22 protein-coding genes are annotated in these 24596 nt (G+C 68.0%); 10 read left to right on the top strand and 12 right to left on the bottom strand.

Annotated elements, in window-relative coordinates:
- Positions 1-73 precede the first annotated feature (73 nt).
- The gene (locus FDZ84_RS11200; RefSeq protein WP_168585844.1) at positions 74-1876 is read right to left on the bottom strand and encodes a hypothetical protein; all 1803 of its coding nucleotides are present in this window, start codon (positions 1874-1876) and stop codon (positions 74-76) included.
- A 500-nt stretch (positions 1877-2376) separates the two neighbouring features.
- On the opposite strand from FDZ84_RS11200, the gene FDZ84_RS11195 reads away from it, so the two are divergent.
- The gene (locus tag FDZ84_RS11195; protein ID WP_168585843.1) at positions 2377-2784 is read left to right on the top strand and encodes a hypothetical protein; all 408 of its coding nucleotides are present in this window, start codon (positions 2377-2379) and stop codon (positions 2782-2784) included.
- Between the two features lie 82 nt (positions 2785-2866).
- Here FDZ84_RS11195 and FDZ84_RS11190 read toward each other — a convergent pair whose 3' ends face one another.
- The 8 genes from FDZ84_RS11190 to FDZ84_RS11155 form a co-directional block, all read right to left on the bottom strand.
- Positions 2867-5167 carry a LuxR C-terminal-related transcriptional regulator gene (locus FDZ84_RS11190; protein WP_246868932.1) on the bottom strand — a complete coding sequence of 767 codons (2301 nt, stop codon included), beginning with the start codon at positions 5165-5167 and terminating at the stop codon, positions 2867-2869.
- A 252-nt stretch (positions 5168-5419) separates the two neighbouring features.
- On the bottom strand, positions 5420-6049 hold the full coding sequence (locus FDZ84_RS11185; protein ID WP_168585842.1) for a LysE family translocator: 630 nt from the start codon (positions 6047-6049) through the stop codon (positions 5420-5422).
- A gap of 58 nt (positions 6050-6107) precedes the next feature.
- On the bottom strand, positions 6108-7463 hold the full coding sequence (locus tag FDZ84_RS11180) for a rhodanese-like domain-containing protein (RefSeq protein ID WP_168585841.1): 1356 nt from the start codon (positions 7461-7463) through the stop codon (positions 6108-6110).
- Positions 7464-7469: 6 nt separating this feature from the next.
- On the bottom strand, positions 7470-7808 hold the full coding sequence (locus FDZ84_RS11175) for a cupin domain-containing protein (protein WP_168585840.1): 339 nt from the start codon (positions 7806-7808) through the stop codon (positions 7470-7472).
- 293 nt (positions 7809-8101) lie between these two features.
- Complete coding sequence (gene crcB, locus FDZ84_RS11170; RefSeq protein WP_168585839.1) at positions 8102-8476, bottom strand: fluoride efflux transporter CrcB; 375 nt, start codon at positions 8474-8476, stop codon at positions 8102-8104.
- Positions 8473-8814 carry a DUF190 domain-containing protein gene (locus FDZ84_RS11165; protein ID WP_210435684.1) on the bottom strand — a complete coding sequence of 114 codons (342 nt, stop codon included), beginning with the start codon at positions 8812-8814 and terminating at the stop codon, positions 8473-8475. The genes crcB and FDZ84_RS11165 overlap by 4 nt, the downstream gene beginning before the upstream one ends.
- On the bottom strand, positions 8814-9251 hold the full coding sequence (locus FDZ84_RS11160) for a CrcB family protein (RefSeq protein ID WP_168585837.1): 438 nt from the start codon (positions 9249-9251) through the stop codon (positions 8814-8816). The genes FDZ84_RS11165 and FDZ84_RS11160 overlap by 1 nt, the downstream gene beginning before the upstream one ends.
- A 397-nt stretch (positions 9252-9648) precedes the next feature.
- On the bottom strand, positions 9649-10404 hold the full coding sequence (locus FDZ84_RS11155; protein WP_168585836.1) for a MerR family transcriptional regulator: 756 nt from the start codon (positions 10402-10404) through the stop codon (positions 9649-9651).
- A 381-nt stretch (positions 10405-10785) separates the two neighbouring features.
- Here FDZ84_RS11155 and FDZ84_RS11150 point away from each other — a divergent pair, with 381 nt between their 5' ends.
- On the top strand, positions 10786-12630 hold the full coding sequence (locus FDZ84_RS11150; protein ID WP_168585835.1) for an acyl-CoA dehydrogenase: 1845 nt from the start codon (positions 10786-10788) through the stop codon (positions 12628-12630).
- A gap of 253 nt (positions 12631-12883) precedes the next feature.
- Here FDZ84_RS11150 and FDZ84_RS11145 read toward each other — a convergent pair whose 3' ends face one another.
- The gene (locus FDZ84_RS11145; protein WP_371812833.1) at positions 12884-14278 is read right to left on the bottom strand and encodes a glycosyltransferase family 87 protein; all 1395 of its coding nucleotides are present in this window, start codon (positions 14276-14278) and stop codon (positions 12884-12886) included.
- Between the two features lie 34 nt (positions 14279-14312).
- A complete protein-coding gene (locus tag FDZ84_RS11140) occupies positions 14313-15080 on the bottom strand; it encodes a deoxyribonuclease IV (protein WP_168585834.1) in 768 nt (255 codons plus the stop codon).
- 193 nt (positions 15081-15273) lie between these two features.
- On the opposite strand from FDZ84_RS11140, the gene FDZ84_RS11135 reads away from it, so the two are divergent.
- The 6 genes from FDZ84_RS11135 to dnaB all read left to right on the top strand — a co-directional run bounded on the left by FDZ84_RS11135 (position 15274) and on the right by dnaB (position 21232).
- Positions 15274-16212 (top strand): hypothetical protein, encoded by a 939-nt coding sequence (locus FDZ84_RS11135; protein ID WP_168585833.1) that lies wholly within the window; start codon positions 15274-15276, stop codon positions 16210-16212.
- A 344-nt stretch (positions 16213-16556) separates the two neighbouring features.
- The gene (rpsF, locus tag FDZ84_RS11130; RefSeq protein ID WP_210435509.1) at positions 16557-16907 is read left to right on the top strand and encodes a 30S ribosomal protein S6; all 351 of its coding nucleotides are present in this window, start codon (positions 16557-16559) and stop codon (positions 16905-16907) included.
- 42 nt (positions 16908-16949) lie between these two features.
- A complete protein-coding gene (locus tag FDZ84_RS11125) occupies positions 16950-17432 on the top strand; it encodes a single-stranded DNA-binding protein (protein WP_093263833.1) in 483 nt (160 codons plus the stop codon).
- A 45-nt stretch (positions 17433-17477) separates the two neighbouring features.
- Positions 17478-17714, top strand: a complete 237-nt coding sequence (gene rpsR / locus FDZ84_RS11120; protein WP_093151213.1) for a 30S ribosomal protein S18 — start codon at positions 17478-17480, stop codon at positions 17712-17714.
- An 18-nt stretch (positions 17715-17732) separates the two neighbouring features.
- Entirely contained in the window at positions 17733-18185 is a 453-nt protein-coding gene (gene rplI, locus FDZ84_RS11115; protein WP_168585832.1) for a 50S ribosomal protein L9, read from the top strand.
- Positions 18186-18607: 422 nt separating this feature from the next.
- On the top strand, positions 18608-21232 hold the full coding sequence (dnaB, locus tag FDZ84_RS11110) for a replicative DNA helicase (protein WP_371812884.1): 2625 nt from the start codon (positions 18608-18610) through the stop codon (positions 21230-21232).
- Between the two features lie 323 nt (positions 21233-21555).
- On the opposite strand, the gene FDZ84_RS11105 is transcribed toward dnaB, so the two are convergent.
- Positions 21556-21903, bottom strand: coding sequence for a hypothetical protein (locus FDZ84_RS11105; protein WP_168585830.1), 348 nt, complete (start codon positions 21901-21903; stop codon positions 21556-21558).
- A 280-nt stretch (positions 21904-22183) separates the two neighbouring features.
- On the opposite strand from FDZ84_RS11105, the gene FDZ84_RS11100 reads away from it, so the two are divergent.
- Both FDZ84_RS11100 and FDZ84_RS11095 read left to right on the top strand, forming a co-directional pair.
- Positions 22184-23191 carry a hypothetical protein gene (locus FDZ84_RS11100; RefSeq protein ID WP_168585829.1) on the top strand — a complete coding sequence of 336 codons (1008 nt, stop codon included), beginning with the start codon at positions 22184-22186 and terminating at the stop codon, positions 23189-23191.
- 191 nt (positions 23192-23382) lie between these two features.
- Positions 23383-23910 carry a TnsA-like heteromeric transposase endonuclease subunit gene (locus FDZ84_RS11095; protein WP_168585828.1) on the top strand — a complete coding sequence of 176 codons (528 nt, stop codon included), beginning with the start codon at positions 23383-23385 and terminating at the stop codon, positions 23908-23910.
- Positions 23911-24596 lie beyond the last annotated feature (686 nt).

Genomic DNA, 24596 nt, shown 5'->3' with positions numbered 1-24596 from the left:
CTTTAGCCACCCTCGCGGCGTCTGAGGTTCCGCTACTCGCACCGCCGCGCAAAACGAGCCCGGAAACGGGTTTTCAGCGGTTAAGTGCGGCTTGGGCGGCTGCCGCGACCACCTCCTCCGGGTGGTGCTCGGCGAGCACCGCGAGGATCTCGCCGGCGCTGCGGTGCGCGGTCGCGGCGATCTCCTTGACCAACTCGACCTGCGCCGGCTCCGGCTGGTGGGCGAACTCCGCGAGGAACAGATCGACGTCCTCGTCCAGGGCCGCCGCCATGCCATCGAGCGAGAACAGCAATTCATCGCCGGGCCGGGCCGTATTCTCGGTGCTGGTCGGCCGGGACTGCAGCCACATCCGCGCCGCCGGCCCGGCGACCGCATCCTCGGTCAGCTCGCGCACCGCCGACACACCGTCGTCGCCGGTGTGCTCCAGCAGGCCCAGCGCCGCCAGCCGGATCGTCGGGTCGTCCACCCTTGTCAGCAAGGCCGCCAGCTCGGCGCTGGCCCGCGTCGTGCCGCGCCGCTCGATCCACTGCGAAATCAACACCTGCTGCACGTCCGCCGGGGCATCCGCCACCACCAGTGCCAGCAGCTCCGCCGGACACGCAACCAGATCGTCCACAGTGGGCACCTGGAAGCCGAAGGCGCGCAACGACTCCCGCGCGGCCCAGAGACCCGGTGGCAGCAGCTCGACCACGGTGTGATCGGCGCCGACGCCGTCGGGCACGACTTCTTCCAGTGCCTCGATCTTCTCCGGCGCGGTGGTCACGTGGCACCGGACCGCCTGCATCGCCGCCCACTGGGCGAGCATCCGGCGGACGATGCCGCGCACCGCCTCGCGATCGTCCGGCTCATCCGCGTCCAGGAGGTCGCAGGCCATCATGACGATCAGTTCCAGCGGTACCGCCTCGGTTCGCGAGTACAGCATGCTCAACGCGGCCTGGACGATCTCCAGCAGCGCGTCGTCGTCGGAAAGCCCGTCGAGCTCGGCGTGGAAGACGTCGTCGACGAGCACGAACCGCTGCCAGAGCCGGGTCCACAGCAGTTCCGGTTCCGCCAGCAGGGGTTCCGCGATCAGGGTCGGCACCAGCAGGTCCCCGGCCGACCGGACCAGGCCCGCCCGCTCGGCCCACTCCAGCAACAGGTCGGCGTCCTCGGCGGCACCGCCGGAAGGCTCCGCGAGGGCGGCGACGAGTTCGTCCACATCGGACGGATCCCGGCCGTCGCCGACCCACTCCAGGACCGTGCGAATGCGCTGCATGATCGGCGATCCCGCCGCGATGGCCCGGTGCGGCTCGACGTGGACGAGATCGATCGGCGGCAACCAGAGCGCGGGCTGGGATGGCGACTCCAGCGCGTCCCGGCGCTCGATCTCCTCGAACACCTCGCTGTCGAAGTCGATCTCCTCGGCGTCCACCGCGTCGAAGAACCCGGCCACGGCCTGCGGATCTTCGGCGTCCACGCCGAGCTCGTGCATCGTCGTGCCCCAGAACTTCTCCACGCCCCACTCGGTCGGCTCGGCCATCGCCGCCAGGTAGTCCGGAACGGCCCGCTCGACCGCCTCATGCAGCTCGTCGAGCGGGCTCGGCGAGGTCAGCAGCCCCTCCTCGGAGAGGAAACCGAGCCACTGGTGCAAGAAATCCGGCACCAGCGGCCACCGCGCCACGATCATCTTGCGGGGTACCACTTCGACCAGGAACCGGACCAGGTCCTCTTCAGTCCAGCAGGCCAGCAGGCCGTCCCTGGTGAACTTGTCGTCCAGCAGGCACCCCGCCAGCCACCCGGCATCCAGCTCCGGGCGGCTGCGGGCGAACGCGCCGATCAACTCTTCGCGCGCCGCTTCGAACCGGTCGACCTCACCGTGGATGAAGGCAGTTCGCATCACGTGCTCCTTTCGCTAAGGTGTGCGGATCAGCGTAGGTAGCACGTGGAGAAGTCCCGGGCAGCGAGGCGATCAAGGCCCGCGTGTCGTGATCCCTCGAACGGTGCCCGAACCCGGGAATGCGGAATCTCGGTATGGCCTTCGGTAGTTGTCCCGCTTCGCCATCAGGGGCTTTGGTCCCATGCTTCTACACGTCCTGATTTGGACGTACCAGCGCACCGCCTGGCGAACCCGGTGGTCGAACGGCGATAACCGCCGGGGTGACCGCGGCCCACCCGGTCGTTCCGGTCTTGGGTCGACCCCCGGATCCGTCAGTGGCGTGCCCAACAGGGAGGAGGTACTGCGTGACCGGACAGCAGCTACTTTCCCCAGCTGCCTGTTGTTCGGCCCTCCCATTCGGCGAGGTGGGTGCCACCCGTCCGACAAGGCGGCAACGGAGCCGCCGCGCCCACCTCGCCGACCCATGCTTCCGATCCCGCGAAGGCTCGCGAACACCCGAGATGAACAGCACTTCCGAATACCGCTCCTACGGTTGGTGGGTCGAGAACGACCCGAACTCCGACCACACCACGCTCATCATCGGCGGACGCATCAGCGTGCTGCGAATGCCAGCCCCGATCGCCGCCCGCGTGCACCAAGTGCTCGCGATCCACCTCCAAACCGGACCCGCTCTGGTCGACGGCGACGACTGGGTGCTGTTCGCCCAGCCCGATGGCCGCGGCGACCTACCGGAAGACCTCGACGAGGTCACCGCCGTGCCGACCGGCAGCCGGATGGACCTGCCGCCGCTGGACGACCCGGGCTGGATCACCCCGCCCCACGCGGACCGCCCGGCTCCGTCCCGCCAGGTCATCTTCTCGGCCGCCCGCCGCGCCAGGGCCGAAGCACCACCGCTCGTCGCCGTCTGACCCGCTCCCCAGGGTCCGTGAGTACTTTTGGGCGCTACAACCCCCAAAAGTACTCACGGGTTTGTCTTGTCTGGGAACAGTTTCAGGGCTCCTCGGCCACCCAGACCGCTATTTGTGCGCGCGAGGTGGCTCCGAGCTTGGCGAGGATGTGCTCGATGTGGCTGTCCGAGGTCCGCTTCGAGATCACCAGGTGCTCCGCGATCTGCCGGTTCGACAGGCCCTGCGCGACCAGCTTCGCCACCTCACGCTCCCGCGGCGTCAGCCGCACCGGCGCGTCGGCCGACGGCTCCGGGCGCCGCACCCCGAGCGTGAACTGGACCAGTTCGTCCACTGTGTACTCCGAGCCGCGGCGCCGCTCCGCGCGGAGTTCCGACGTCGGCAGGGCGTTCCGGATCCGCGCATCGGTCTCCGTGTGCCAGCCGAGGTAGCGGTCGATGCCGAACAGGTAGCGGCCCAGCGGCCGCCACAGGTGCGCCACCGCCGAGCTCAGCCGGGCCGCCCGGTCCACGCGCCCCTGCGCCGCGGACACCCACGCCTCCATTTCGACCGCCAGCAGGATCCCGGTGAAGTCGTTGAACAGCTGCTTGATCCGCAGGCCTTCGCGCAGGTGCTCCTGCGCAGCCGGGTAGTCGCCCTGCCGCCAGCGCACCAGCCCGAGCGTCAGCTCGCACCACGAGCGGTCCCACAACTCGCCATGCTCTTCGCAGATCTCCTGGCACTGCTCGCACAGCTCGACGGCTCGCTCGAAGTCGCCCCGGAAGGTCGCCAGCAACGCCAAGTTCGGCAGGCTCATCAGCGCGATCCCGTCGTGCTGAAGCATCTCCTTGCGCTCCAACGCTTCGGCGAACCGGGCCGCCGCCGTCTCGTGCTCGTTGCGCAGCAGGTCGAGGGTCCCGGTGATGTGCCAGGTCAGCGCCAGCACCGCGTCGGCCCGGATCCGCCGCGCCATATCCCGCGCCTCGGCCAGCAGCGACCAGGCGGCATCGACGTCCCCCAGCAAGCAGCTGATCAGCCCATTCACCGCCAGCGCCCGGGCGCGCTGCTCGTCGGGGTCCGACACCACGCGGAGCATTTCGTCCAGCCAGTACCGGCCCTCCCGCAGCGCGCCGCCAGCCACCCAGTAGAACCGCAGGGCGGTCGCCATCCGCAGGCCCTCGGGCCCCTCGCCGGGCTCGGTGCGGCAGAAGTCCAGCGCGGCGCGCAGGTTCGCCCGGTCCTGCCGGATCCGGGTCAGCCAGTCCACCTGCTGCGGGCCGAGCCATTCCGCGTCGACGTGCTCGGCGAGCAGCAGGCAGTGATCGCGGTGCCGCCGCCGCAGCGCGAGCTCCCGCGCGCCGCCGCCGAGCCGCTCCCGCCCGAACTCCTGGATCGTCTTCAGCAGCCGGTAGCGAGTGCGGGTGTCGTGCTGATCTTCCTTGAACAGCACCGACTTCTCCACCAGGCCCGCGACCCCGACGAACACGTCCTCCAAGGTCACGCCGTCGCCGACGCAGACTTCCTCCGCGGCGTCCAGCTCGAAACCGTCGGAGAACACCGACAGCCGCGCCCAAACCACCTGCTCGGTCGGCGAACACAGGTCGAAGCTCCACTCGATCGCCGCCCGCAGCGTGCGGTGGTGCGGCAGGCCGCTGCGATCGCCCAGGGTCAGCAGCCGGTACCGGTCGGCGAGCCGGTCCAGGATCTCCTCCACCGATAGCGACCGCATCCAAACCGCGGCCAGCTCGATCGCCAGCGGCAGGCCGTCCAGCTGCTGGCACACCCGGACCACCAGCGCCTCGTTGCCCGGTCCGATGACGAATCCCGGCAGCACGGCGGCTGCCCGGTCGGCGAACAGCTCCAGCGCCTCGTAACCGATGGCCTTCTGCACCACGCGGCCCTGCCGGTCCAGCCGGGGCACGACCATCGGCTGTACCGGCCACACCTGCTCGGCGGCGATCGCCAGCGGAGCGCGGGAGGTGACCAGGATGCGCAGCTCGGGGGCGGCGGCGAGCAGGTCGCCGACCAGCGGTCCGCACTCCTCCAGCAGGTGCTCGCAGCCGTCGAGCACGATCAGCATCCGCTTGTCGGCGAGCTGCTCGGCGAGCTGTTGCGCAGTTGGCAGCGCCGCCCGGTCGCTGAGCCCGAGGTTGGTCAGCAGGACCCGGGCGACGTCGTCGTCGGGCGGGACGCGGGCCAGCTCCACCAGCCAGACGCCGTCCGGGAAGGTGCGTCGGAGGTCGCGCGCGACACGGATGGCCAGCCGCGACTTGCCGACCCCGGCCACACCGGTCAGGGTCACCAGTCGAGAGGTGGACAGCAGCCGTTTGACCTGCGTGATAGCCCCGCGGCGGCCAACGAAGCTCGTCAGGTCGTCGGGGAGCTTGCCCACCCGCCGGGTTGTCATTCCGACCACCCGCACTCTCCGAACGCCTCGTTGCACCCGAGTGTATGCCCGGATTCACCCGAACAGTCGGATCAGTTGCTCGGGAAGGCCCAGGTCACGACCGCTCCGACGGTGCTGAAGAGCGTGCCGAACAGCAGGAGCGCGAAGTTGACCGCCTCCGGCCAGCACCAGCACCGGGCAGCACGCCGGAGCCGAGCTCCACGCAGATCAGAATCGCCCGGCGGGACGCTGGTTCCCGCCGGCCCCGAACGGTCAGGTGGCGGCGGCGATGGGGGTGCGGAGCAGGCGGATGCCCAGGCCGATGAAGACCACTCCGGTCACGCGGTCCAGGACCCGTCGCACGCGCGGCCTTGCGAAGACCCCGCGAATCCGGTTGGCGACGCTGACCAGCAGCGGCCACCACACCACCCCGAAGCCGAGGGTGAGCAGCCCGAGCAGCAGGGTCTGCGGCAGCACCGGGGCCGTGCGGTCGATGAACTGCGGCATGAGGCTGACGAAGAACAGCACGGCCTTCGGGTTCGAGACGTTGCTCAGGAAACCCTGCACGAACGCCAACCGGGACGTCCGGGCGGGCTCGGCGGGAGCCTCGGCGACGGTCTTCTTCCGCGACGCCCAAAGCGCCTGGACGCCGAGGAACACCAGGTAGCCCGCGCCGACGACCTTCACCACCGTGAACGCCACCGCGGACTGCGCCAGCAGCGCGGACAATCCGAGCGCCGCGGCGGTGATGTGCACGCACACCCCGGCCAACACCCCGGCCGACGCCAGGTGCCCGGCTTTCGCGCTGCGGGTCGCATTGCGGAGCACTACCGCGAAATCCGGACCGGGAACGACGTAGGTGAGGACCAGCACGGTCAGGAAACCCAGCAGCGTTAACGACATGCTTCGACGATACTTCGGCCGGACAAGGCGTTTTCCCACCAGGTGGCGCGTTTCCGGCTCAACGGTCGGAAACCAGCGGCAGCCCGGCCCGGTACGCGGCGGCGAACTCCTCGTCGACGAACACGACCTCGCGGCCATCCCGCGCCAGCAGCGAGGCAGCCGCAGCCGCGCGGTACCCGGCGCTGCAGTGAACCCACACCACCCCGTCGGGCAGCTCGTGGGTCCGGTACCGCAGCTCGAAGAGCGGGATGTGCACGGCGTTCTTCAAGTGGCAGGCCCGCCATTCGCTGCGCATCCGCACGTCCAGCACGACGGTTCCCGGGCCCGCCTCGGCGAGGTCGCCGAACGTCGCGGACGGCAAGCGGCGCACCAGGTTCGCGTCCATGGCGAGTTCCTGCGGGCGACCGACCGCAGCCGTCGGGCGGTCGACCCCGATGCGCGCCAACTCGCGCTGCGCCGCCGACACCTGCTCCGGAGCCTCGCCGATCAGCGTCAGCGGGGCGCCCCACTCGATCAGCCAGCCGAGCCAGGTGGCCAGCGGGCCGTCCAGACCGAGGCTGATCGTGCCCGCCAGGTGGGTCTGCGAGAACGCCTGGCGGGACCGAAGGTCGACCACCCAGTCGCCCACGCGCAACCGCCGGGCCAGCTCCGCCGGCTGGACCCGGGCCGGTTCCCGCAGGTCGACCGGCTCCGGCCCGGCCAAGTTCCGCGGACCCATCTGCGCGTAGTAGGCCGGGAACGCGTCCAACGCGGAGAGGGCGTGTTCGACGAATTCGTCCTCGCCGAGCCGGAACGCGGCGTTGACCTTCTTCTGCTGGCCGACGGTCGCGGAGCTGCCGGACACGCAACCCGTCGAGCAGTAGCTGCCGAAGCCGTGCGTCGGCCAGATCTCCGCGCCGTCCGGCAGCACATCGGCGAGCTTGCGGACCGACGTGTGCTGGTGCCGGGCGAGCTCCTCGCTGTGCTGCTGGCCGAGCAGGTCGGTGCGCCCGGTCGAACCGAACAGCAGCGACCCGCCGGTGAACACGCCGACCGCGCCCTCGGGATCTTCGAGCACGTAGGACAGGTGGTGGAAGGTGTGGCCGGGCGTCGCCAGCACGCGCAACCGAAGCCCGGGCGACACCGCCACCACGTCGCCCTCGGCCAGCGGACGCCGCGCAAACGACACCACATCCGCCGCGGCCACCCCGTACTCCGCGCCGGTCAGCCGGCACAGCTCCAGGCCCCCGGAGATGTAGTCGTTGTGGATGTGCGTCTCCAGCACGTGGGTGATGCGGACGTCATGGTGACCGGCGAGCACGAGCACCCGGTCGACGTCGCGCTGCGGATCCACGACGGCCGCCACCGCGCCGTCGGTGACCAGGTAGCTGCGGTCGCCGAGCGACGAGGTCTCGACGACTTCGACCGAGACCATGGCCGTTCATTCGTCGCGGCCGTGTACCTGGGCCGGCGGGTGCGTGGCCTCGACCGCCGTGAACGTCTCCAGGATCTTGTAGCGGTGCTCGGCACCCTTGGGGATGACCCACGAATCGCCCGGTTCGAGCAGCACCGTCTGGCCTTCGCTGTGCAGCTCCGCGCGGCCGCTGATCACGTATCCGGCGGTCTCGTAGTCCCGCGCCGCCGTCGGCTTGTCGATTCCCGGCGGCTCCTCGCGCCACAGCCGCATCGCCAGGCCGACTCCTTCGGCGAGGTAGTACTGCCCGAGGGAACCGCGCGGCGAGTGCGCGCCGTCAACTTTGATGATCGTGGTGTCACTCATCGGACCCCCTCCTCGTGCCCGTTTCGCCTCGATTCTCCCGCCGCCCGGGCGGTCGGGCAGCGCGACTTCTCAGAGCCTGTTGGTGAATGGTCTGGGTGGGTGGTCGCTTAGCGGAACCTGAGAGGTTCCCCGGACTGCGCGTGCCCCTCCTGATGTATGTCCAATACGCGGCGGAGGGGCCGTCCTCGCCAGAAAACCTCGCAGAACCCGCCGATGGTCGTCTTGGCAAGGTGAATGCAAGCGGCTACGCCGCTTCCAAAGGTGCGGACGGCATTCGCCGACAGGCTCTCAGCTCAGGCCCAGATCGAGGCGGCGAGCACCACGCCGACCACGCCCGAACCGATCCCGGCGAGCACCGTGCCGACGACGTTGAGCACCGCGAACAGTCGCGCGCCGTCGAGCAGCAGGCGGACAGTTTCGTAGCTGAACGTGCTGAAAGTGGTGAGCGCGCCGCAGAACCCGACGCCGACCAGCGACTGGACCACCGGCATGGGCACGCCGAACAGGGCGGCGCCGGTGACGAACCCGAGGAGCAGCGAGCCGATCGAGTTGACCGCCACCGTGCCCCACGGGAACCCGGTGTCGTGCCGCGCCTGCACCCAGCGGTCGGTGAGAAACCGCATGCACGCACCCAGGGCCCCGCCGAACGCGACCAGGACGATCGTCACCGCTGCTCCTGCCCGACGTAGCGGATCACTTCGACCTCGTCGAGCAGCACCAGGCCCTTGGTGACCAGTTCGTCGAGCTCCGGCAGGAAGTCCCGCAGCCGCTGCTCGTCGTCGACGATCACCACCGCCACCGGCAGGTCCTCGCTCAGCGACAGCAGCCGAGCGGTGTGGATCGCGGAGGACGCGCCGAAACCCTCGACGCCGCGGAACACCGAAGCGCCCGCCAAACCGGCGCGCCGGGCCCGCAGCACGATCTCGTGGTACAGCGGTTTGTGGTGGTACGTGGCGGTCTCACCGACGATCGCGGTGAGCCGGTACGCCTGGCCCTTTAGCCGCATCATCGATCACCTCGCTGGAACAGGAGTGCCACCGAGCGCGCCGAGAGCACCCCGACGAACACCGCGAGCAAGCATGCCAGCACGGTGCCGACCAGGTAGGTGAGGGCGAGCGCGGGCTGGCGGTCGAACACCAGGTGCACCGCGTCGGCGACGTAGGTGGAGAAGGTGGTGAACCCGCCCAGGACACCGACGCCGAGGAACGGCCGGAGCAGCCGGTGCGCGACGACGAGCTCGGTGATTACGTGCATCAGCACCCCGATTGCCACGCATCCGACCACGTTGACCAGCAGCGTCGACCACGGTCCCGGCCACGCCAGCGATGCGCCGTAGCGCAGCAGCGACCCCAGCGTGCCACCTGCGGCGACCACCGCGAGAACGTCCCACCCGGCGCCGGCCCGGGGCTTGCGCCGCGGCTGCAGCTCCACCGGGAATGCCATGACCCTCCCGTCCCGGTGAAGCACGTTACCGTTCACGAAACGTGTCAAAACGTTCCGTGAGCAGATGACTTGCGCCACCTGCGTTGACCATCAGGAAGACCGGTGGCCTTCACGATTCCTCGACCACTGCCAGCACGAACGCTGGTCTGACACGGTCTCCACGTGCGTTTGGCCTTGCGGCCGGTTCCCACGCAACTCGCGGTACCTAACGTTTTCACCTGCCGCCGCAGGAAAACCGCTGACCGGGCTTGGCTTTCGCTCGGTCAGCAAGCAATACACTACACCACGCTCTGTCACACATTGACACAGGATCCGGAACTGTCAGTAACCCCCGGCCGCGAGCCAGGTGTCGTGAGTGCGAAAACCGGTATGAGCCGGTTTCCGCACTCACGAGTCGTTACGCCCCAGCCTGGGTGGCGTTGGCGTTGATCGCCGTCCGGATGTACTCGGCGAGTCCGGGCAGCAGCTTCTCGTAGTTCGCCGCGAAGCGTTCGTCCGCCACGTACATCTCGCCGAGACCGCGGTGGATCTCGTAGGTGCAGTCGTAGCACCAGCGCGTGATGTGCTGGCGGTGTTCCTCGGCGAGGTCCATCGCCTGCTCGCTATCCGGGGCGAACCCGGCACGCATCGCCTCGGCCAGGCGGCGGCCGATGTCCTCCTGCGAGGCCATGAACCGCTTCCAGTCCTCCTTGGTGAACGAGGACATCTTCTGCTGGGACTGCCGGTACGCGTCGGTGCCGCCCCAACGCCGTTCGACCTCCTCGGTGTAATCGTCCGGGTCGAATTCCCCGAACAGCTCGAACTTCTCTTCCTGCGTCAGCTCGATCCCCATCGTGTTCGCCTCCAGCTCGCGTTCCACCGCCGCGACCATCCGCTGCAACCGCTCGATGCGGATCAGCAGCAGTTCGTGCTGCCGCTTTAGGTGCGCGTTGGCGTCACCGTCGGCGAGGATGCTCGCGATGTCGTCGAGGCCGAGGTCCAGCTCCCGGTAGAACAGGATCCGGCGCAGCCGGTCCAGGTCCGCGTCGGAGTAGCTGCGGTAGCCCGCCGCCGTCCGACCGCTCGGGGTCAGCAGTCCCACCTCGTCGTAGTGGTGCAGCGTCCGCACCGTCACCCCGGCGAGCCGGGCGGCTTCACCGACCGAGTAGCCCATGGCCCTCACCTCCTCGGAGCCAAGCTTGCGGCCTCACGCCACGTGAGGGTCAACCCGAATTCGGCGGTGAGCCCGGCAACTGCGGTTTCGTGCGGAACGTCGTAGTGGACCGCCGCGGGTTCGCGGAGCACAATGGCCCACTGATCGTCGTCGCTACCGAGATCGACCGGACGGGCTCGTCGCCGAATTCCTCGTCGGTCTGCTGGAGGCGTAGCGGGGCCGGAATTTTCCCGGTGAACGTCCTGGTCGCGGACGGGTTCGGCGGCGGCGTTGGGAAGGCCGCCTTGGCAGAAGTTACCGTGAGGTAATATCTTCTTGTTACCGACGAGTAAGGGCCGAGTCGGGCCCGCCCCGCAGAAGCGCGCAAGAGGGAGCCTTTCGATGGGCCACTACAAGAGCAACGTCCGCGACCTCGAATTCAACCTCTTCGAGGTCTTCAAGGTGCAGGAGCGGCTGGGCAAGGGTGCCTTCGAGCAGACCGACGAGGCCACCGTGCGGGGCGTGCTCACCGAGCTCAACGAGCTGGCGACCGGCCCGCTGGCCGACTCCTTCGTCGAAGGCGACCGGACCCCCGCCAAGTTCGACCCGGCCACCCACTCGGTAACCCTGCCCGAGGCCTTCAAGAAGTCGTACCAACAGCTGGTGGACGGCGAGTGGTGGCGGCTCAGCCTGCCGGACGAGCTCGGCGGCTACGGCACGCCGCCCAGCGTCATCTGGTCGGCCGCAGAACTCACGCTCGGCGCGAACCCGGCGATCTACATGTACATGTCGGGCCCGAGCTCCGCGACGATCCTATGGCGCAACGGCACCGAGGAGCAGCGACGCTGGGCCCAGTTGATGATCGAGCGCCGCTGGGGCTCCACCATGGTGCTCACCGAGCCGGACGCGGGCTCCGACGTCGGCGCCGGCCGCACCAAGGCCATCAAGCAGGATGACGGCTCCTGGCACCTGGACGGCGTGAAACGGTTCATCACCTCCGCTGACCAGGACATGACCGAGAACATCATGCACCTGGTGCTGGCCCGCCCCGAAGGTCCCGGCATCGAGTCCAAGCCCGGCACCAAGGGCCTGAGCCTGTTCCTGGTGCCTAAGTTCCACTTCGACTCCGAGACCGGTGAGCCCGGCGAGCGCAACGGCGCCTTCGTCACCAACGTCGAGCACAAGATGGGCCTGAACGCCTCGGCCACCTGCGAGCTGACCTTCGGCCAGCACGGCACCCCGGCCCAGGGCTGGCTGCTCGGCGAGGTGCACGACGGCATCGCGCAGATGTTCCAGGTCATCGAGTACGCCCGGATGATGGTCGGAACCAAGGCCATCGGCACCCTCTCCACCGGCTACCTCAACGCGCTGGACTACGCCAAGGAGCGCGTGCAGGGCGCCGACCTGACCAAGACAGCCGACAAGGCCGCGCCGCGGGTGACCATCACCCACCACCCGGACGTGCGCCGCATCCTGATGCTGCAGAAGGCCTACGTGGAGGGGCTGCGCGCGGTGTACCTGTACACCGCGAGCTTCCAGGACCAGGTGGCGCAGGGCCAGCACGACGGCACCGACTTCAGCGCCGCCGAGCAGGTCAACGACCTGCTGCTGCCCATCGTCAAGGGCGTCGGCTCGGAGCGCGCCTACGAGATGCTGACCCTGTCGCTGCAAACCCTGGGCGGCTCCGGCTTCCTGCAGGACTACCCGATCGAGCAGTACATCCGGGACTCCAAGATCGACAGCCTGTACGAGGGCACCACCGCGATCCAGGCCCAGGACTTCTTCTTCCGCAAGATCGTCCGCAACAACGGCGCGGCCGTCGGCCACGTCGCCGCGGAGATCCAGGCGACGCTGGAGGCCGAGGGCGCCGACGAGCGGCTCAAGGAGGAGCGCGCGCTGGTGGCCCGCGCGCTGCAGGACGCCCAGGGCATGCTCGGCACGCTGATCGAGTTCCTGACCTCTTCGCAGGAGGACGTCAAGAACATCTACAAGGTCGGCCAGCACGCCGTGTCGTTCCTGCTGAGCATGGGCGACCTGCTAGTCGGCTGGCTGCTGCTGCGGCAGGCCGAGGTCGCCCTCGCCGCGCTGGACGCGGGCGCGTCGGCCAAGGACCAGCCGTTCTACCAGGGCAAGGTGGCGGCGGCCCGGTTCTTCGCCAAGAACGTGCTGCCGGAACTCACCGGTCGCCGCAAGATCATCGAGGCGGCGGACAACTCCCTGATGGACCTCGACGAGTCCGTCTTCTGACGAGCCACGTGAACCGCAGTTTCGATTCGACGGCTTGCCGCTCGACGAGCAGCTCGACCTCCATCCAGCCGTGCTCGTCGGGCGGCCGCAGTCACCGACCTGCTGCGCCTCGGCAACGAAGCGGAAGTTCTCGGCCCGCCAGAACTCCGCGCCGCGGTCGCCGAAACCGTCACCGCGCTGGCGGCCCGCTACGCCTCCTGAGCGTGCGTCGATCAGCACCGGTCGGCAGCGCGCGGGCCCACGGCCTGGCTGATCACCGTTGCCGGGGCGTACTGGCTGGAGCGTCGTGGTCGGCGAGGTCCGGCAGAGCACGTGCTGCGCCGCTTGGTCTGCGGGGCCCGAGATCATCCACAGTGGAACGAGCGGCGAGGAACGCCACGAAAAGCCCGACCAGCAGCGCCGCCCGACCCCACACCCCGATCATCAACGCCTGCGCGGTGAAACCGTCGTGGATGCCGTTGGGCACACCCGACATGTTCAGGTAGAACCAGCGGAAGATGCTGATGCCCATCGCCACGTCCGCCACCAGGTACGCCACGATCCAGCCCCAGCGCACCGACACCAGCACGAAGAACGGCAGCAACCACAACGTGTACTGCGGCGAATGCACCTTGTGCAGCAGCAGGAAACCGCACAGCATCGCCGCCGACACCTGGATCCACGGATAGGTCCCGGCGCGCTCGTACCGCAACCAACCCACCGCGCAGGCGACCGCGGACGCCAACAAGATCAGCAGCGGCGACACCACGCCCATCGCCGACTGGAAGCCCTCGGAGTCGGTCCAGTGCCGAAAACCCCAGTACCAGACCGAGTTCGTGCTGATGTCCACCTGCCGGCGCGACTGGAAGTCGAACGACGCCAACCAACCGCCGAACCCGGCCAACATGAACGGCAGGTTCGCCAGCACCGCCGTCCCGACCGCCGCCCCCACGACCTGCAACGCACCGCGCACGTCGAACCGCCGCGCCTCGTCCCGGCCCTCGGTGAGCACGTACAACGCCAACGGCAGCACGAAAAGCGCCGGATACAACTTCAGCGCGAAACCCAGGCCCAACAACACCGCGGCCGCCGTCGCCCGACGGCGCAGCGGCGCCGACGTCCACCGATGCACGACGAACACCGCGCCGACTGCGCATGCCACGACAGGCAAATCCCAGTTGTGGAAGGCATAAAGCACCAGCGGCGGGCTGAGCGCCCACAACAACGCCCGCCAGCCGCTCAACCTGCCCAACCACCACGCGACGGCCAACCCGAACGGCGCCATCAACAACGCCGACGCGGCCAGGAAACCCGCGTCCGTGTGGGCGAAAATCGCGCCCACCCAGATCAGCACCCCGGTCAGCACCGGGTACTCGACCACCCCGCCGTACAACGTCCCGTCGGCCTCGATCCCCCCGTTCACGTAGGGGAAGACGTGCCGATCGATGTCCCGGCCGATCCACAGGTTCTGGATGTCCGAGTAGCACACATCGCCGTAGGCCCGCTCCTGGTAGGCGGGCTCCGAACGCCCCCGCTCGTCGTAGAGCGGGCCCGTGCAGCGCGCCTTGTTCGCGTAGCCCAACGCCAACGCCAACACGGTGAACATGCACAGCGCGACCAAACCGGAGATCGTCAACCCGCGGGTCGTCCTAGCGCTGATGCCGATCACTCCACCCGTTCGATACCCCGACAAGTCATTGTTTTCAGGCGACCTTGCCTCGGAGGAACGCGATGTCGTCGGCCTGGCCCTCGTCCGGGGTCTCCACCACCACCGGCGCCCCCGCGTTCGCGCACACCGCGACCAGCAGCTCCGGGTCGATGTTGCCCGCACCGATGTTCGCGTGCCGGTCCCGCGACGATCCGAACTCGTCCCGCGAATCGTTGAGGTGCACCAGGTCGATACGCCCGGTGATCGCCTTCACCCGGTCCACGACGTCCAGCAGCTCCTCGCCAGCGGCGTGCGCGTGGCAGGTGTCCAGGCAGAACCCCGCCCCGAACTCGCCGACCGCATCCCACAACCGCGCCAGCGCGTCGAACCGCCGAGCCATCGCATTCGTGCCGCCGGCGGTGTTCTCGATCAGGATCGGCACCTCGAAGCCGCCCTCCGCGGCCTGCCGCTCGAACAGCTTGCGCCAGTTCGACACGCCCTCGGCCGGCTCGTCGTCCTTCGTCACGTGCCCGCCGTGCACGATCAGGCTCTGCGCGCCCACCGCGGCCGCCGCCTTCGCCTGCTGCCCCACCGCCTTGCGGGACGGAATCCGGATCCGGTTGTTCAGCGAAGCCACGTTGATGACGTACGGCGCGTGGATGAACACCGCCACGTCGCTGTCCCGCAACTGCTCGGCCTGCGGGTGCGGCTTCGGGGCCTTCCAGCCCTGCGGGTCCGACAGGAAGAACTGCACGACCTCCGCGCCGCGCTCGGCGGCGGCGGCCAACGGGTCATCATCGCGAACGTGGGCGCCGATACGCATACCCGAAGTCTAGGCGGCGGGTGGGTCCGCCTCCCGTCGGCTTGACCAGCGGATCGCCCACCCGATCCCACCCCGATCCCACAGCGCGAGAATTCGTTCCGTTTCTCGGGCCGGGCGTCACCAACGGCGGTGTTCACGCGTTATTAATCTTGAGAGAGTGATCGGCATTCGCACTGCCTTGGGGAGGCGAGCCATGGGCGCACGGGGGAAACCCGATCCGCTGTACCGGTCGAACGCGCTCGGCCGGACCGTGTCCGCCGGACTCGTGGGCCTCGTCATCACCGCCAGCACCTTCCTCGGCGCGGGAATCGCGAACGCCGCCGATCCGCTGCTCGTCGACCAGCCCCTGGCGACGGTCAATGCGGTCCCAGGGCAGCAGATCACCATCGCGCCATCGACGCTGGACTTCAAGGTCCGCGAAGCCGTGCTGCTCGCCATGCCGCTGGCCTTCGGCCCGGCCGCCGACGCCGCGGAACGGTTCAAGGAGCTCACGCCGATCTCGCTCGGCACCGCGCCCGAGGGCCGCACCTTCTACTCCGGCAAGGACATCGCCAAGGCCGCCGCGCCACGGCTCGCCGAGATCGGGCTGCCCGCCGACAAGGTCGACGCGGTGACCTGGTACTTCACCAACTTGGTCAGCCTCGGCAACGCCCTCACGGTCAAGGCCGAGCGCCCGGAGGAACAGCCGCCACCGTCGTCCGGGCAGCCGACCCCCGGGAAGTCGAAGCCACCGACGCCCGAACCCAGCGCGACGCAGCCGCCGAGCCCGACCACGCCGCCACCGGTGGTCACGACGCCGGAACCGACCCTGACCCCCAGCATCGGGGCACCGGCCGAGATCAGCGTCCTGCCGCCCAGCCTGCGGGACCTCCAGGGGGGATCGCCGCCGTGGGGCCAGGCCCGCTACGGCCAGGTCCCCGGCCCGACCCCGAACGTCGGCGACCTAGCGAAGCAGGCCCAGGAGCAGCAGAAGGCCCGTGAGCAGCAGGAGGAGATCCGCGCTGCGGGCAGGGCGGAGGCGCTGCCTACCGAGGTGACCGAGCGGGTCGCCGCCCCGGTGCTGCTCGCCGCGATCTCGCTGGCGGTGGTCACCGCGGCCCTCGTCCGAAGCTGGGTCCTCCGCCGCAACTGACCCCGGCCTGCGGCACCGACCCACCCGACACACCCACCCCACTTGACACATCCACACACCCACCCCACCCGACACCCATCCCACCCCGAGCCGCGGTAACGGCCCCGGCCCTACCCGGTTCCGGCCCTGGCCCTGGCCCCGGTTCCGGTTCCGGTTCCGGTTCCGCAATTTCAATGGAAATCGGACCTTCGATTTCAATGGAAATTGCGGAACCACGAGCGGCGGATGGCGGAGCAGGGGTGATGCCGGTGCCGTCGGTGCCGCTTGCTAGCCTTGTCCAGTTCGTCGACGCGAACGACCCTCCTGCCACGGAGAGCCCGTGGCCGTGAGTCCACAGGAGGTGAATGGTCTTCATGCGTCACTACGAGCTCATGGTCATCCTGGACCCGAGCCTGGACGAGCGCACCGTCGCTCCGTCCTTGGAGAACTTCCTCAACGTTGTCCGCAACGACGGTGGCACCGTCGAGAAGGTCGACGTCTGGGGCCGCCGGCGTCTCTCGTTCGAGATCGAGAAGAACGCCGAGGGCATCTACGTCATCCTGGACCTCAACAGCGAGCCGGCCACCATCAAGGAACTGGACCGGCAGCTGAACCTCAACGAGTCGATCCTGCGGACGAAGGTCATCCGAAAGATCGTCGAGCCCCGCAAGGCCGCGCGCGCCGCCAAGGCCCGCGCCGCTCAGGCGTCCGCCTGACCTGCCCGATTCCGCTAAACGACCAGACTGGAGTCCCAGGTCATGGCTGGTGAGACGGTAATCACGGTGGTCGGCAACCTGACCGCCGACCCGGAGCTGCGCTTCACCCCGTCGGGTGCCGCGGTCGCGAACTTCACGGTGGCCTCCACGCCCCGGACCTTCGACCGCCAGTCCGGCGAGTGGAAGGACGGCGAGGCCCTGTTCCTGCGCTGCAACATCTGGCGGCAGGCCGCGGAGAACGTGGCCGAGTCGCTGACCCGCGGCATGCGGGTCGTCGTGCAGGGCAGGCTGCGGCAGCGTTCCTTCGAGACGAAGGAAGGCGAGAAGCGCACCGTCGTCGAGCTCGAGGTCGACGAGATCGGGCCGTCCCTGCGCTACGCGACCGCCAAGGTGAACAAGGTCAGCCGCGGCGGCAGTGGCTTCAGCGGTGGCGGGGGCCCGTCCGGTCCCCCGGCCGACGACCCGTGGGGTTCCGCGCCGCCCGCCGGTTCCGGTGGTGGGTTCAGCGACGAGCCGCCGTTCTAAACGGCGCAGCAACGCTTACGAAGTTTTCGCTCAGGAGGAAGACCGATGGCCAAGGCGCCCGTGCGCAAGCCGAAGAAGAAGGTCTGCGTGTTCTGCAAGGACAAGGCGGCGCAGATCGACTACAAGGACACGACGCTGCTGCGGAAGTACATCTCTGACCGCGGCAAGATCCGTGCCCGTCGCGTGACCGGCAACTGCAGCCAGCACCAGCGCGACGTCGCCATCGCGGTGAAGAACGCTCGCGAGATGGCTCTGCTGCCCTACACCTCGACCGCTCGCTGATCCGGAAGGAGACACGTCGTGAAGATCATCCTTACCGCTGACGTGACCGGTCTCGGCGAGTCTGGCGACATCGTCGAGGTCAAGGACGGTTACGCGCGCAACTACCTGCTGCCCCGCAGCCTGGCCATCGTGGCCACCAAGGGCGCGCAGAAGCAGATCGAAACGATCCGCCGCGTGCAGGAGAACCGCCGGGTGCGCAACCTGGAGCACGCCCACGAGCTCAAGCAGCAGCTGAAGGACCTGGGCTCGGTCACGCTGACCGCGAAGGTGTCCTCGCAGGGCAAGCTGTTCGGCTCGATCACCAGCGGCGACGTCGTCGCCGCGGTGCGCAAGGCCGGTGGCCCGAGCCTGGACAAGCGTTCGGTCTCGCTGCGCGGCCACATCAAGTCGCTGGGCAAGCACATCGTCGACGTGCAACTACACCCGGACGTGACGGCCAACGTCAGCGTCCAGGTCGCCGGCGAGCAGTGACCCGGTAGTACCGGTTTCCACAACGCAGCATCGTCCACTCCGACATTCGTGTGACGGGTGGACGATGCTGCGTCCGGTGTGCGCACCGGCGGTCATGGCGGTTGCCGAGCCCCGCCGATTCCGACACGCCGACGAGCACGACACGCCGGGACTTTTCCACGGATTTCTTCCACAGCCTGCGCACAGCTGTTGACCTGGGGTTTGTTGTCGATCACGCCCACTTGTCCCCAAGTTGTCCCCAGCCATGCGGACGGCTGACGCGAGTTATCCCCAGCTCGATTCGATCTATCCACAGGTTGTCCCGAGCTTTGTCCACAGCTTGATTTGCTTGCTCCGAGCGGGCGATCTAGCTTCGCGCGCGGGCGGTCGCGCCGACACGCGTGATCGTCTTGGCGCCGGAGGAGGTGACGGGTCCGGTGGCGGTGCCCGACGAGCGGGAGGATCCGTACTTCGCCGACGACGGCGGGTCCAGCGGCGGAACCTTCGAGCGGCAGCCCCCGCAGGACCTCGCCGCGGAGCAGTCCGTGCTCGGCGGCATGATGCTGAGCAAGGACGCCATCGCGGACGTCGTCGAGGTGCTCAGCCCCAACGACTTCTACCGGCCGGCGCACCAGGCGATCTACGACTGCGTCCTTGACCTCTACGGACGCGGCGAACCGGCGGACGCGATCACCGTGTCGGCCGAGCTGGAGCGCCGCCAGGAGCTGCTCAAGGTCGGCGGCGCGCCGTACCTGCACACCCTGATCGCCACGGTGCCCACGGCCGCGAACGCCGGCTACTACGCGGAGATCGTCTCGGAGAAGGCGATCCTGCGCCGCCTGGTGGAGGCGGGCACCCGGATCGTGCAGCTCGGTTACCACGGCTCCGAGGGTGCGGCGGTCGAAGAGGTCGTCGACCGGGCCCAGTCCGCGATCTACGACGTGACGGAACGCCGGGCCAGCGAGGACTACCACGTCCTCGAAGAGCTCCTCCAGCCGACGATGGACGAGATCGACGCCATCGCCTCCCGCGGCGGGGAGTCTCAGGGCATCCCGACGGGCTTCGCCGACCTCGACGCCCTGACCAACGGCCTCCACCCCGGCCAGATGATCATCATCGCGGCGCGTCCCGGTGTTGGGAAGGCACTGTCGCTGGACACGCCGCTGCCGACCCCGGACGGCTGGACGACGATGGGCGAGGTAGCGGTCGGGGACTACCTGATCGGCGCGGACGGCAAGCCGACCAAGGTTGTCGGGGCAACCGAGGTGATGCACGACCGCCGTTGCTACGAGGTCGAATTCTCCGACGGCACGATCATCACCGCCGATGCCCAACACCAGTGGCTGACCGACACTCGCGCGTCGCGGAAGTCGGCTCAGGCCGCCGCGGTCGGATACAACCGCACCCGCAACCAGCGAACTTTCGCGGAAGTGCGGGCGACCGAGGAAATCGCGGCGACCCTGCGCTGCAACACGGCCGATCGACGGCTCAACCACTCGGTGAACGCCGCACAGGCACTCGACTTGCAGGAACGGGATCTTCCCATCGCGCCCTACGTGCTGGGCGTCTGGCTGGGTGATGGCACGTCGATGGCGGCGGCCTTCACGAGCGCGGACCCCGAGATCGCGATGTACGTCGAAGCGGAGGGTTACCGCGCTCCGCTGGTGCACGACCGCTACTACAGGATCCAGTTTCCCGAGCCCGAGCTGGTTGCCGAACGAACGTGCGTCGTCTGCGGTGCCACGTTCGTGCCGGAGACCAGTCAAGTGCGGACCTGCGGTAGGAGCTGCGGTGGCAAGGCCCGCCTCATCTCTGAACCGGTTCCGCAGCCGACGTGTCCGGACTGCGGAAAACCGACGTGCGGGCTGCGCCAGTGCCAGGCCTGCCGGAATCAGCGCGGAACTGTTCAGGCCCTGCTCCGGACGATGGGAGTGCTGGGCAACAAGCACATCCCGGCCGAGTACCTCCGGGGTTCCGAATCTCAACGCCGCGCCGTTCTCGCGGGTCTCCTCGACACCGGCGGCACGGTGGCACCGAGCGGATCCGTTCAGTTCAGCGTGACCAGTGAGCGACTTGCACGCGATGCATACGAACTTGTCGTCGGCCTCGGCTATCGCTGCACGTCGACGACCAAGAAGGTCCGTGGCCGAACGGAAGCATCGTCCACGGCCTTCACGCTCACGTTCACCACCCAGGACGATGTTTTCCGGCTGAACCGCAAGAAGTTGGTTCACAAGGAGCGCAACGCGCGTACCCCGAGGATGGTCGGCACTCGCTTCATCACTGACGTGCGGCCGGTGGCGAGCGTGCCGGTTCGGTGCGTGGAGGTGGATTCACCGGATCACCTGTATCTGGCCAGCCGGTCGATGATTCCGACTCACAACTCGACGCTGGGTCTGGATATTGCCAGGTCAGTGTCGGTGAAGCATGGGCTCGGGAGCGTCATCTTCTCGCTGGAGATGGGGCGCACCGAGATCGTCATGCGCATGCTCTCCGCCGAGGCCCGGATCCGGCTCGGCGATATGCGCGGTGGTCGGATGACCGACGACGACTGGACGCGGCTGGCGCGGCGGATGAGCGAGATCAGCGAGGCGCCGCTGTACGTCGACGACTCGCCGAACCTGACGATGATGGAGATCCGTGCGAAGGCCCGCCGGCTCAAGCAGCGCCACGACATCCAGCTGATCGTCCTGGACTACATGCAGCTGATGACGTCCGGCAAGCGCGTCGAGTCCCGTCAGCAGGAGGTCTCGGAGTTCTCCCGAAACCTCAAGCTGCTGGCGAAGGAACTCGAAGTCCCGCTGATCGCGATTTCCCAGCTGAACCGAGGCCCGGAACAGCGAACGGACAAGCGGCCGCAGCTGTCGGACCTGCGTGAGAGTGGTTCGCTGGAGCAGGACGCCGACATGGTGATCCTGATCCACCGGCCGGACGCGTTCGAGCGGGACGACCCGCGGATGGGCGAGGCGGACCTGATCCTGGCCAAGCACCGTGCCGGCCCGACGGCCACGATCACCGTCGCCCACCAGCTGCACTACAGCCGCTTCGTCGACATGGCCCAGGAGTAGCCGCGGGGTGTAGGTTCTCGGCTCTGATGTCGCTTTCTCAAATAGCTTGTCGCCTACTTGTCGCTTGCGTCGGATCGATGAGAAAGGTCCTAGCCGACAACGATCGAGGGTGCTGTCGGCTAGCCGGTGGCGCCTGAGTTGTCAGATCGTGCCGTTCCTCCGCACATGTTGCGGTGGTCGTCTTCGCGTTCGTCCCAATCGCCTCCGTCGCAGTTGTGGCAGGTCGTGGTGCCGAACCGCGCTGGCTGACGCATCCCCTGTGTTGTGTTCATGCGGGGAAGAATCAGGAGAAAGAGATGATCATGGAATTGATGGAACAGGTTCTAAATGCTGCGACTTGATCGAGTTATTGCGCGTCCAATGAGCTCCAGTCCTGCGACATCCACGACAAGGACGAGATCGTTCTGCTGGTCAACGTCGCCGGCAGCAACCTTGATCGCACCGACGACGAGGTCGAGACGCTGAAACGGTTCGTGCAAGGCGTGAAAGAACATCCGTGGTCCGCGCACTGGCATGAACCGACCGGCTACATCACCGACTACAACAGCGGACGACCAGCCAAAACTCGGCGTAAATCCCTGCCCCTGTAAATCGTGGTGCCGGGCTACATCGACGATCAGCGTGTTGTCGAGGAGACCGGCCGGGCGGTGAGGCGCTGCGCCAGCCAGCAAGGGCAGCTCGGCGATGCGGGCGTCGGTGTCGATGCGGTAGCGGCGGCTGACTTTGACGGGTTGAAGTGACGTTCCACCACAGTCACGCCCGGCGTGCTCTGTGCACTCGCGAGTTCAGTTTTTCGGGCCTCGTGTCGGTGCGGGCAGCAGCAATGGCGCAGCTACCTGCGTGAATACAGCGGACTGCAGTTGCGCACGGCAAGCGACGCCGACGAGGGTTTGTCGTCGCCTGGTGTTAGGACTACGGGGATTCGTCCCCGATTCGATGAGGTGTCTGCTGATGCGTCCTCCGCTTCCTTTACCCCCCGACGACGGTGAGTCCCGTGTGCCCGGGATCCTGCTGGTGCGCACCGACAGCGACGACGACGTCTGGGAAGACGTGCTCTGGCGCATGGGCGAGCTCCCCGGCATGTACCGGTCCGATCAAGGGGACGCGGCCGATGCGGTGGCGCGGGAGTCGATTCCCCGGCGCCTGATCGTGGCGGAGGATCCCGCGTGGCGGGGCGCCACCTCCGAGGATGTCTCCGCGGCCCTGGAGCGGCCCGGGATCTGGGTGCCCGACCTGGTGGTGCTGACCGACGACCGCACCGTGCGCAATGCGGATTGGCGCCCGCTGCTGGCCTTCTGCGGCAGCGACGGCTACGCCTTCTGGATCACTCCGCGTCAAACAGCCATGACCTACCTGGTGCTGCATCGTCCGAACCTGGACTCCACCATCAACCACTTCACGGACACGGCTCCCGCCGAGGTGGAGTGGCTCCTTGCGGAGGACAAGGAGCGCGACGAGGAGGACCTCTGCCTTGACCCCGTGGGAGTTGAACTGGAGTCGCTGAAGGCCCCGCCCCGCTACACTCGGCCGGCCCGCGAGCTGCCTCCGCTCATCCAAGAGAACGATCTGCTCGTGCGCACCGACTTCACCGACGATGCGGCCTGGACCTCCCTGGTCGAGCGCGTGTGCCGCCCGGGCCGGGGCCACAACGACGTGATCGACGACTTCAGCGACTACGTCGACTTCGTGGACGATCCGGCCTTTGCCGGCGCCACGCCGGAGCAGGTGATGGCGGAGGTCCGCGACAGCGACACGGAAGAGGAAGAGATGATCTCCGACGTGGTGCTGATCGCTGACGCCACCACGATGCGCGAGCCCGGGCACCGCGTCCTGGTGGTCCCTCTGGTAGACCAGGTCGGGTTCGCCTTCCGGGTGGACCCCGAGGTCGTGGGGGGCATGGTGGTCAACCTGGCGCTGGGCAACATGGACATCGACGACTGGCGGGACGACGAAGCGTAGGCCGCCGAAGGGGAGCCGTGCCACCGGGACGTCGGTTGGTGAGCGGTGAGACCGCCTCTTCGGGGCGGGGCGCGGTGGTCGCTGTACGCGTGGTGTACAGCGACTACAGCCGCACCACACCTACCGGACTGTGGAGATCACCCGTGTGGAGTTAGCGGTTTGGTGCTCTCTGCTGCCGCCGTATTGACGGCATGGCTTTCGTGCGCAAGGACGGCGTGGACCAGGCTCGGGTGCGCTACCGGCGCTGCGACGGCGAGTTCCAGCACACGACCTTGGATCGGGTCGTGGTGGACGATATGGCGAGCGGACTGCCCGTTCGCGAGTTCCGCTGGTACAAGGGCAGGCGTCACTACTCGGGCTGGTACTACTCCTCGACGGTCGAGGGTCTCGTGGTGTATGAGAGCCGCCTGGAGCTGGCGCGGATCATGCTGGCGGACTTCGACCGCGACGTGATCGCTCTGGCTGCGCAACCCTTCCAGCTTGCTGGGCCGGATGGAGCCGGAATCCGCAGGCATGTGCCCGACATCCTGCTCGTCAACGCTGATGGCAGTGTCATGGTGGTGGACGTCAAGGCGCCGTCCAAAGTCGAGGTCCTGAAAGCGCCAAACCGGCGAGGAAACCCACGCGCCACGACAATGAGAAACCTCGTCGAACGACCAGCTCGCAAGCCATCCAAGGCGTCAGGAACGACGAGAACCTCCAATTGGGCATCGGACTGAGAATCGGGTTGTCGGCCGTTCTTGGAGCTGCCGCGCAAGAATGACCATTTCCGCATTTAGCTGATAGGCGTCCGATCATTTGATCAGATACTGCGGAAATCCGTTGTCCTGTCATCGCCAGATGGCCGATGACAGTACCCGGGACGTGGTGTCGCAACGTCTGCTGATGTTCTCCAGCAGCTGGCTCGCATTGTATTTTCCGGCCCGTTTTTGCGCGGCGCTGTAGCGGGTGCAGCCGATGGGGTTCTACTCGCCGCGGTCGCTCATCGCCGACGCCCCCTGCACGGGGCGCGGATCCACCGTGGCACCATCACCACCTCGCTCGCCCCGTGCTCACCACACCCAGATGGAAGCCCTTGCCTCCGCCGGAGCGCTCGCCGACCTCGAGCCCGACCGGCGATCGGCGCGCACACCGCGAATGTCTGCGGGTACAGCCTGAGCACGACGCAGTATGTCCCATAAGGACATACACGTATGGCTGATCGCGCAGGGTCTGCTCTGTGCCTGTTTTTTCATCCTGTCCAACATCGACGCTGTGGACTAGCGGCTGCGTGGTACACGCTACGCGTCATCGGCTCCGGCTGTTCCGCGGGTCACGATGTCCCGGCGAAAGTGGCCGCGCGTTTGGAGTCCCGACCGGGGGAGCGCTGGATAATTGACCATTGACTGCGAAGAAAAGGGTCGGC

Source organism: Saccharopolyspora sp. ASAGF58, from assembly GCF_012277335.1.
GTDB lineage: Bacteria > Actinomycetota > Actinomycetes > Mycobacteriales > Pseudonocardiaceae > Saccharopolyspora > Saccharopolyspora hattusasensis.
Note: the sequence above shows the minus strand (reverse complement) of the source record. Positions and strands in the feature narration are given on the sequence as shown.

Excerpts from the sequence above, each read along its gene's own strand:
- FDZ84_RS11200 (WP_168585844.1), bottom strand. The coding sequence starts at position 1,876 with ATGCGAACTGCCTTCATCCACGGTGAGGTCGACCGGTTCGAAGCGGCG.
- FDZ84_RS11195 (WP_168585843.1), top strand. The coding sequence starts at position 2,377 with ATGAACAGCACTTCCGAATACCGCTCCTACGGTTGGTGGGTCGAGAAC.
- FDZ84_RS11190 (WP_246868932.1), bottom strand. The coding sequence starts at position 5,167 with ATGACAACCCGGCGGGTGGGCAAGCTCCCCGACGACCTGACGAGCTTC.
- FDZ84_RS11185 (WP_168585842.1), bottom strand. The coding sequence starts at position 6,049 with ATGTCGTTAACGCTGCTGGGTTTCCTGACCGTGCTGGTCCTCACCTAC.
- FDZ84_RS11180 (WP_168585841.1), bottom strand. The coding sequence starts at position 7,463 with ATGGTCTCGGTCGAAGTCGTCGAGACCTCGTCGCTCGGCGACCGCAGC.
- FDZ84_RS11175 (WP_168585840.1), bottom strand. The coding sequence starts at position 7,808 with ATGAGTGACACCACGATCATCAAAGTTGACGGCGCGCACTCGCCGCGC.
- FDZ84_RS11165 (WP_210435684.1), bottom strand. The coding sequence starts at position 8,814 with ATGCGGCTAAAGGGCCAGGCGTACCGGCTCACCGCGATCGTCGGTGAG.
- FDZ84_RS11160 (WP_168585837.1), bottom strand. The coding sequence starts at position 9,251 with ATGGCATTCCCGGTGGAGCTGCAGCCGCGGCGCAAGCCCCGGGCCGGC.
- FDZ84_RS11155 (WP_168585836.1), bottom strand. The coding sequence starts at position 10,404 with ATGGGCTACTCGGTCGGTGAAGCCGCCCGGCTCGCCGGGGTGACGGTG.
- FDZ84_RS11150 (WP_168585835.1), top strand. The coding sequence starts at position 10,786 with ATGGGCCACTACAAGAGCAACGTCCGCGACCTCGAATTCAACCTCTTC.
- FDZ84_RS11140 (WP_168585834.1), bottom strand. The coding sequence starts at position 15,080 with ATGCGTATCGGCGCCCACGTTCGCGATGATGACCCGTTGGCCGCCGCC.
- FDZ84_RS11135 (WP_168585833.1), top strand. The coding sequence starts at position 15,274 with ATGGGCGCACGGGGGAAACCCGATCCGCTGTACCGGTCGAACGCGCTC.
- rpsF (WP_210435509.1), top strand. The coding sequence starts at position 16,557 with ATGGTCTTCATGCGTCACTACGAGCTCATGGTCATCCTGGACCCGAGC.
- FDZ84_RS11125 (WP_093263833.1), top strand. The coding sequence starts at position 16,950 with ATGGCTGGTGAGACGGTAATCACGGTGGTCGGCAACCTGACCGCCGAC.
- rpsR (WP_093151213.1), top strand. The coding sequence starts at position 17,478 with ATGGCCAAGGCGCCCGTGCGCAAGCCGAAGAAGAAGGTCTGCGTGTTC.
- FDZ84_RS11100 (WP_168585829.1), top strand. The coding sequence starts at position 22,184 with ATGCGTCCTCCGCTTCCTTTACCCCCCGACGACGGTGAGTCCCGTGTG.
- FDZ84_RS11095 (WP_168585828.1), top strand. The coding sequence starts at position 23,383 with ATGGCTTTCGTGCGCAAGGACGGCGTGGACCAGGCTCGGGTGCGCTAC.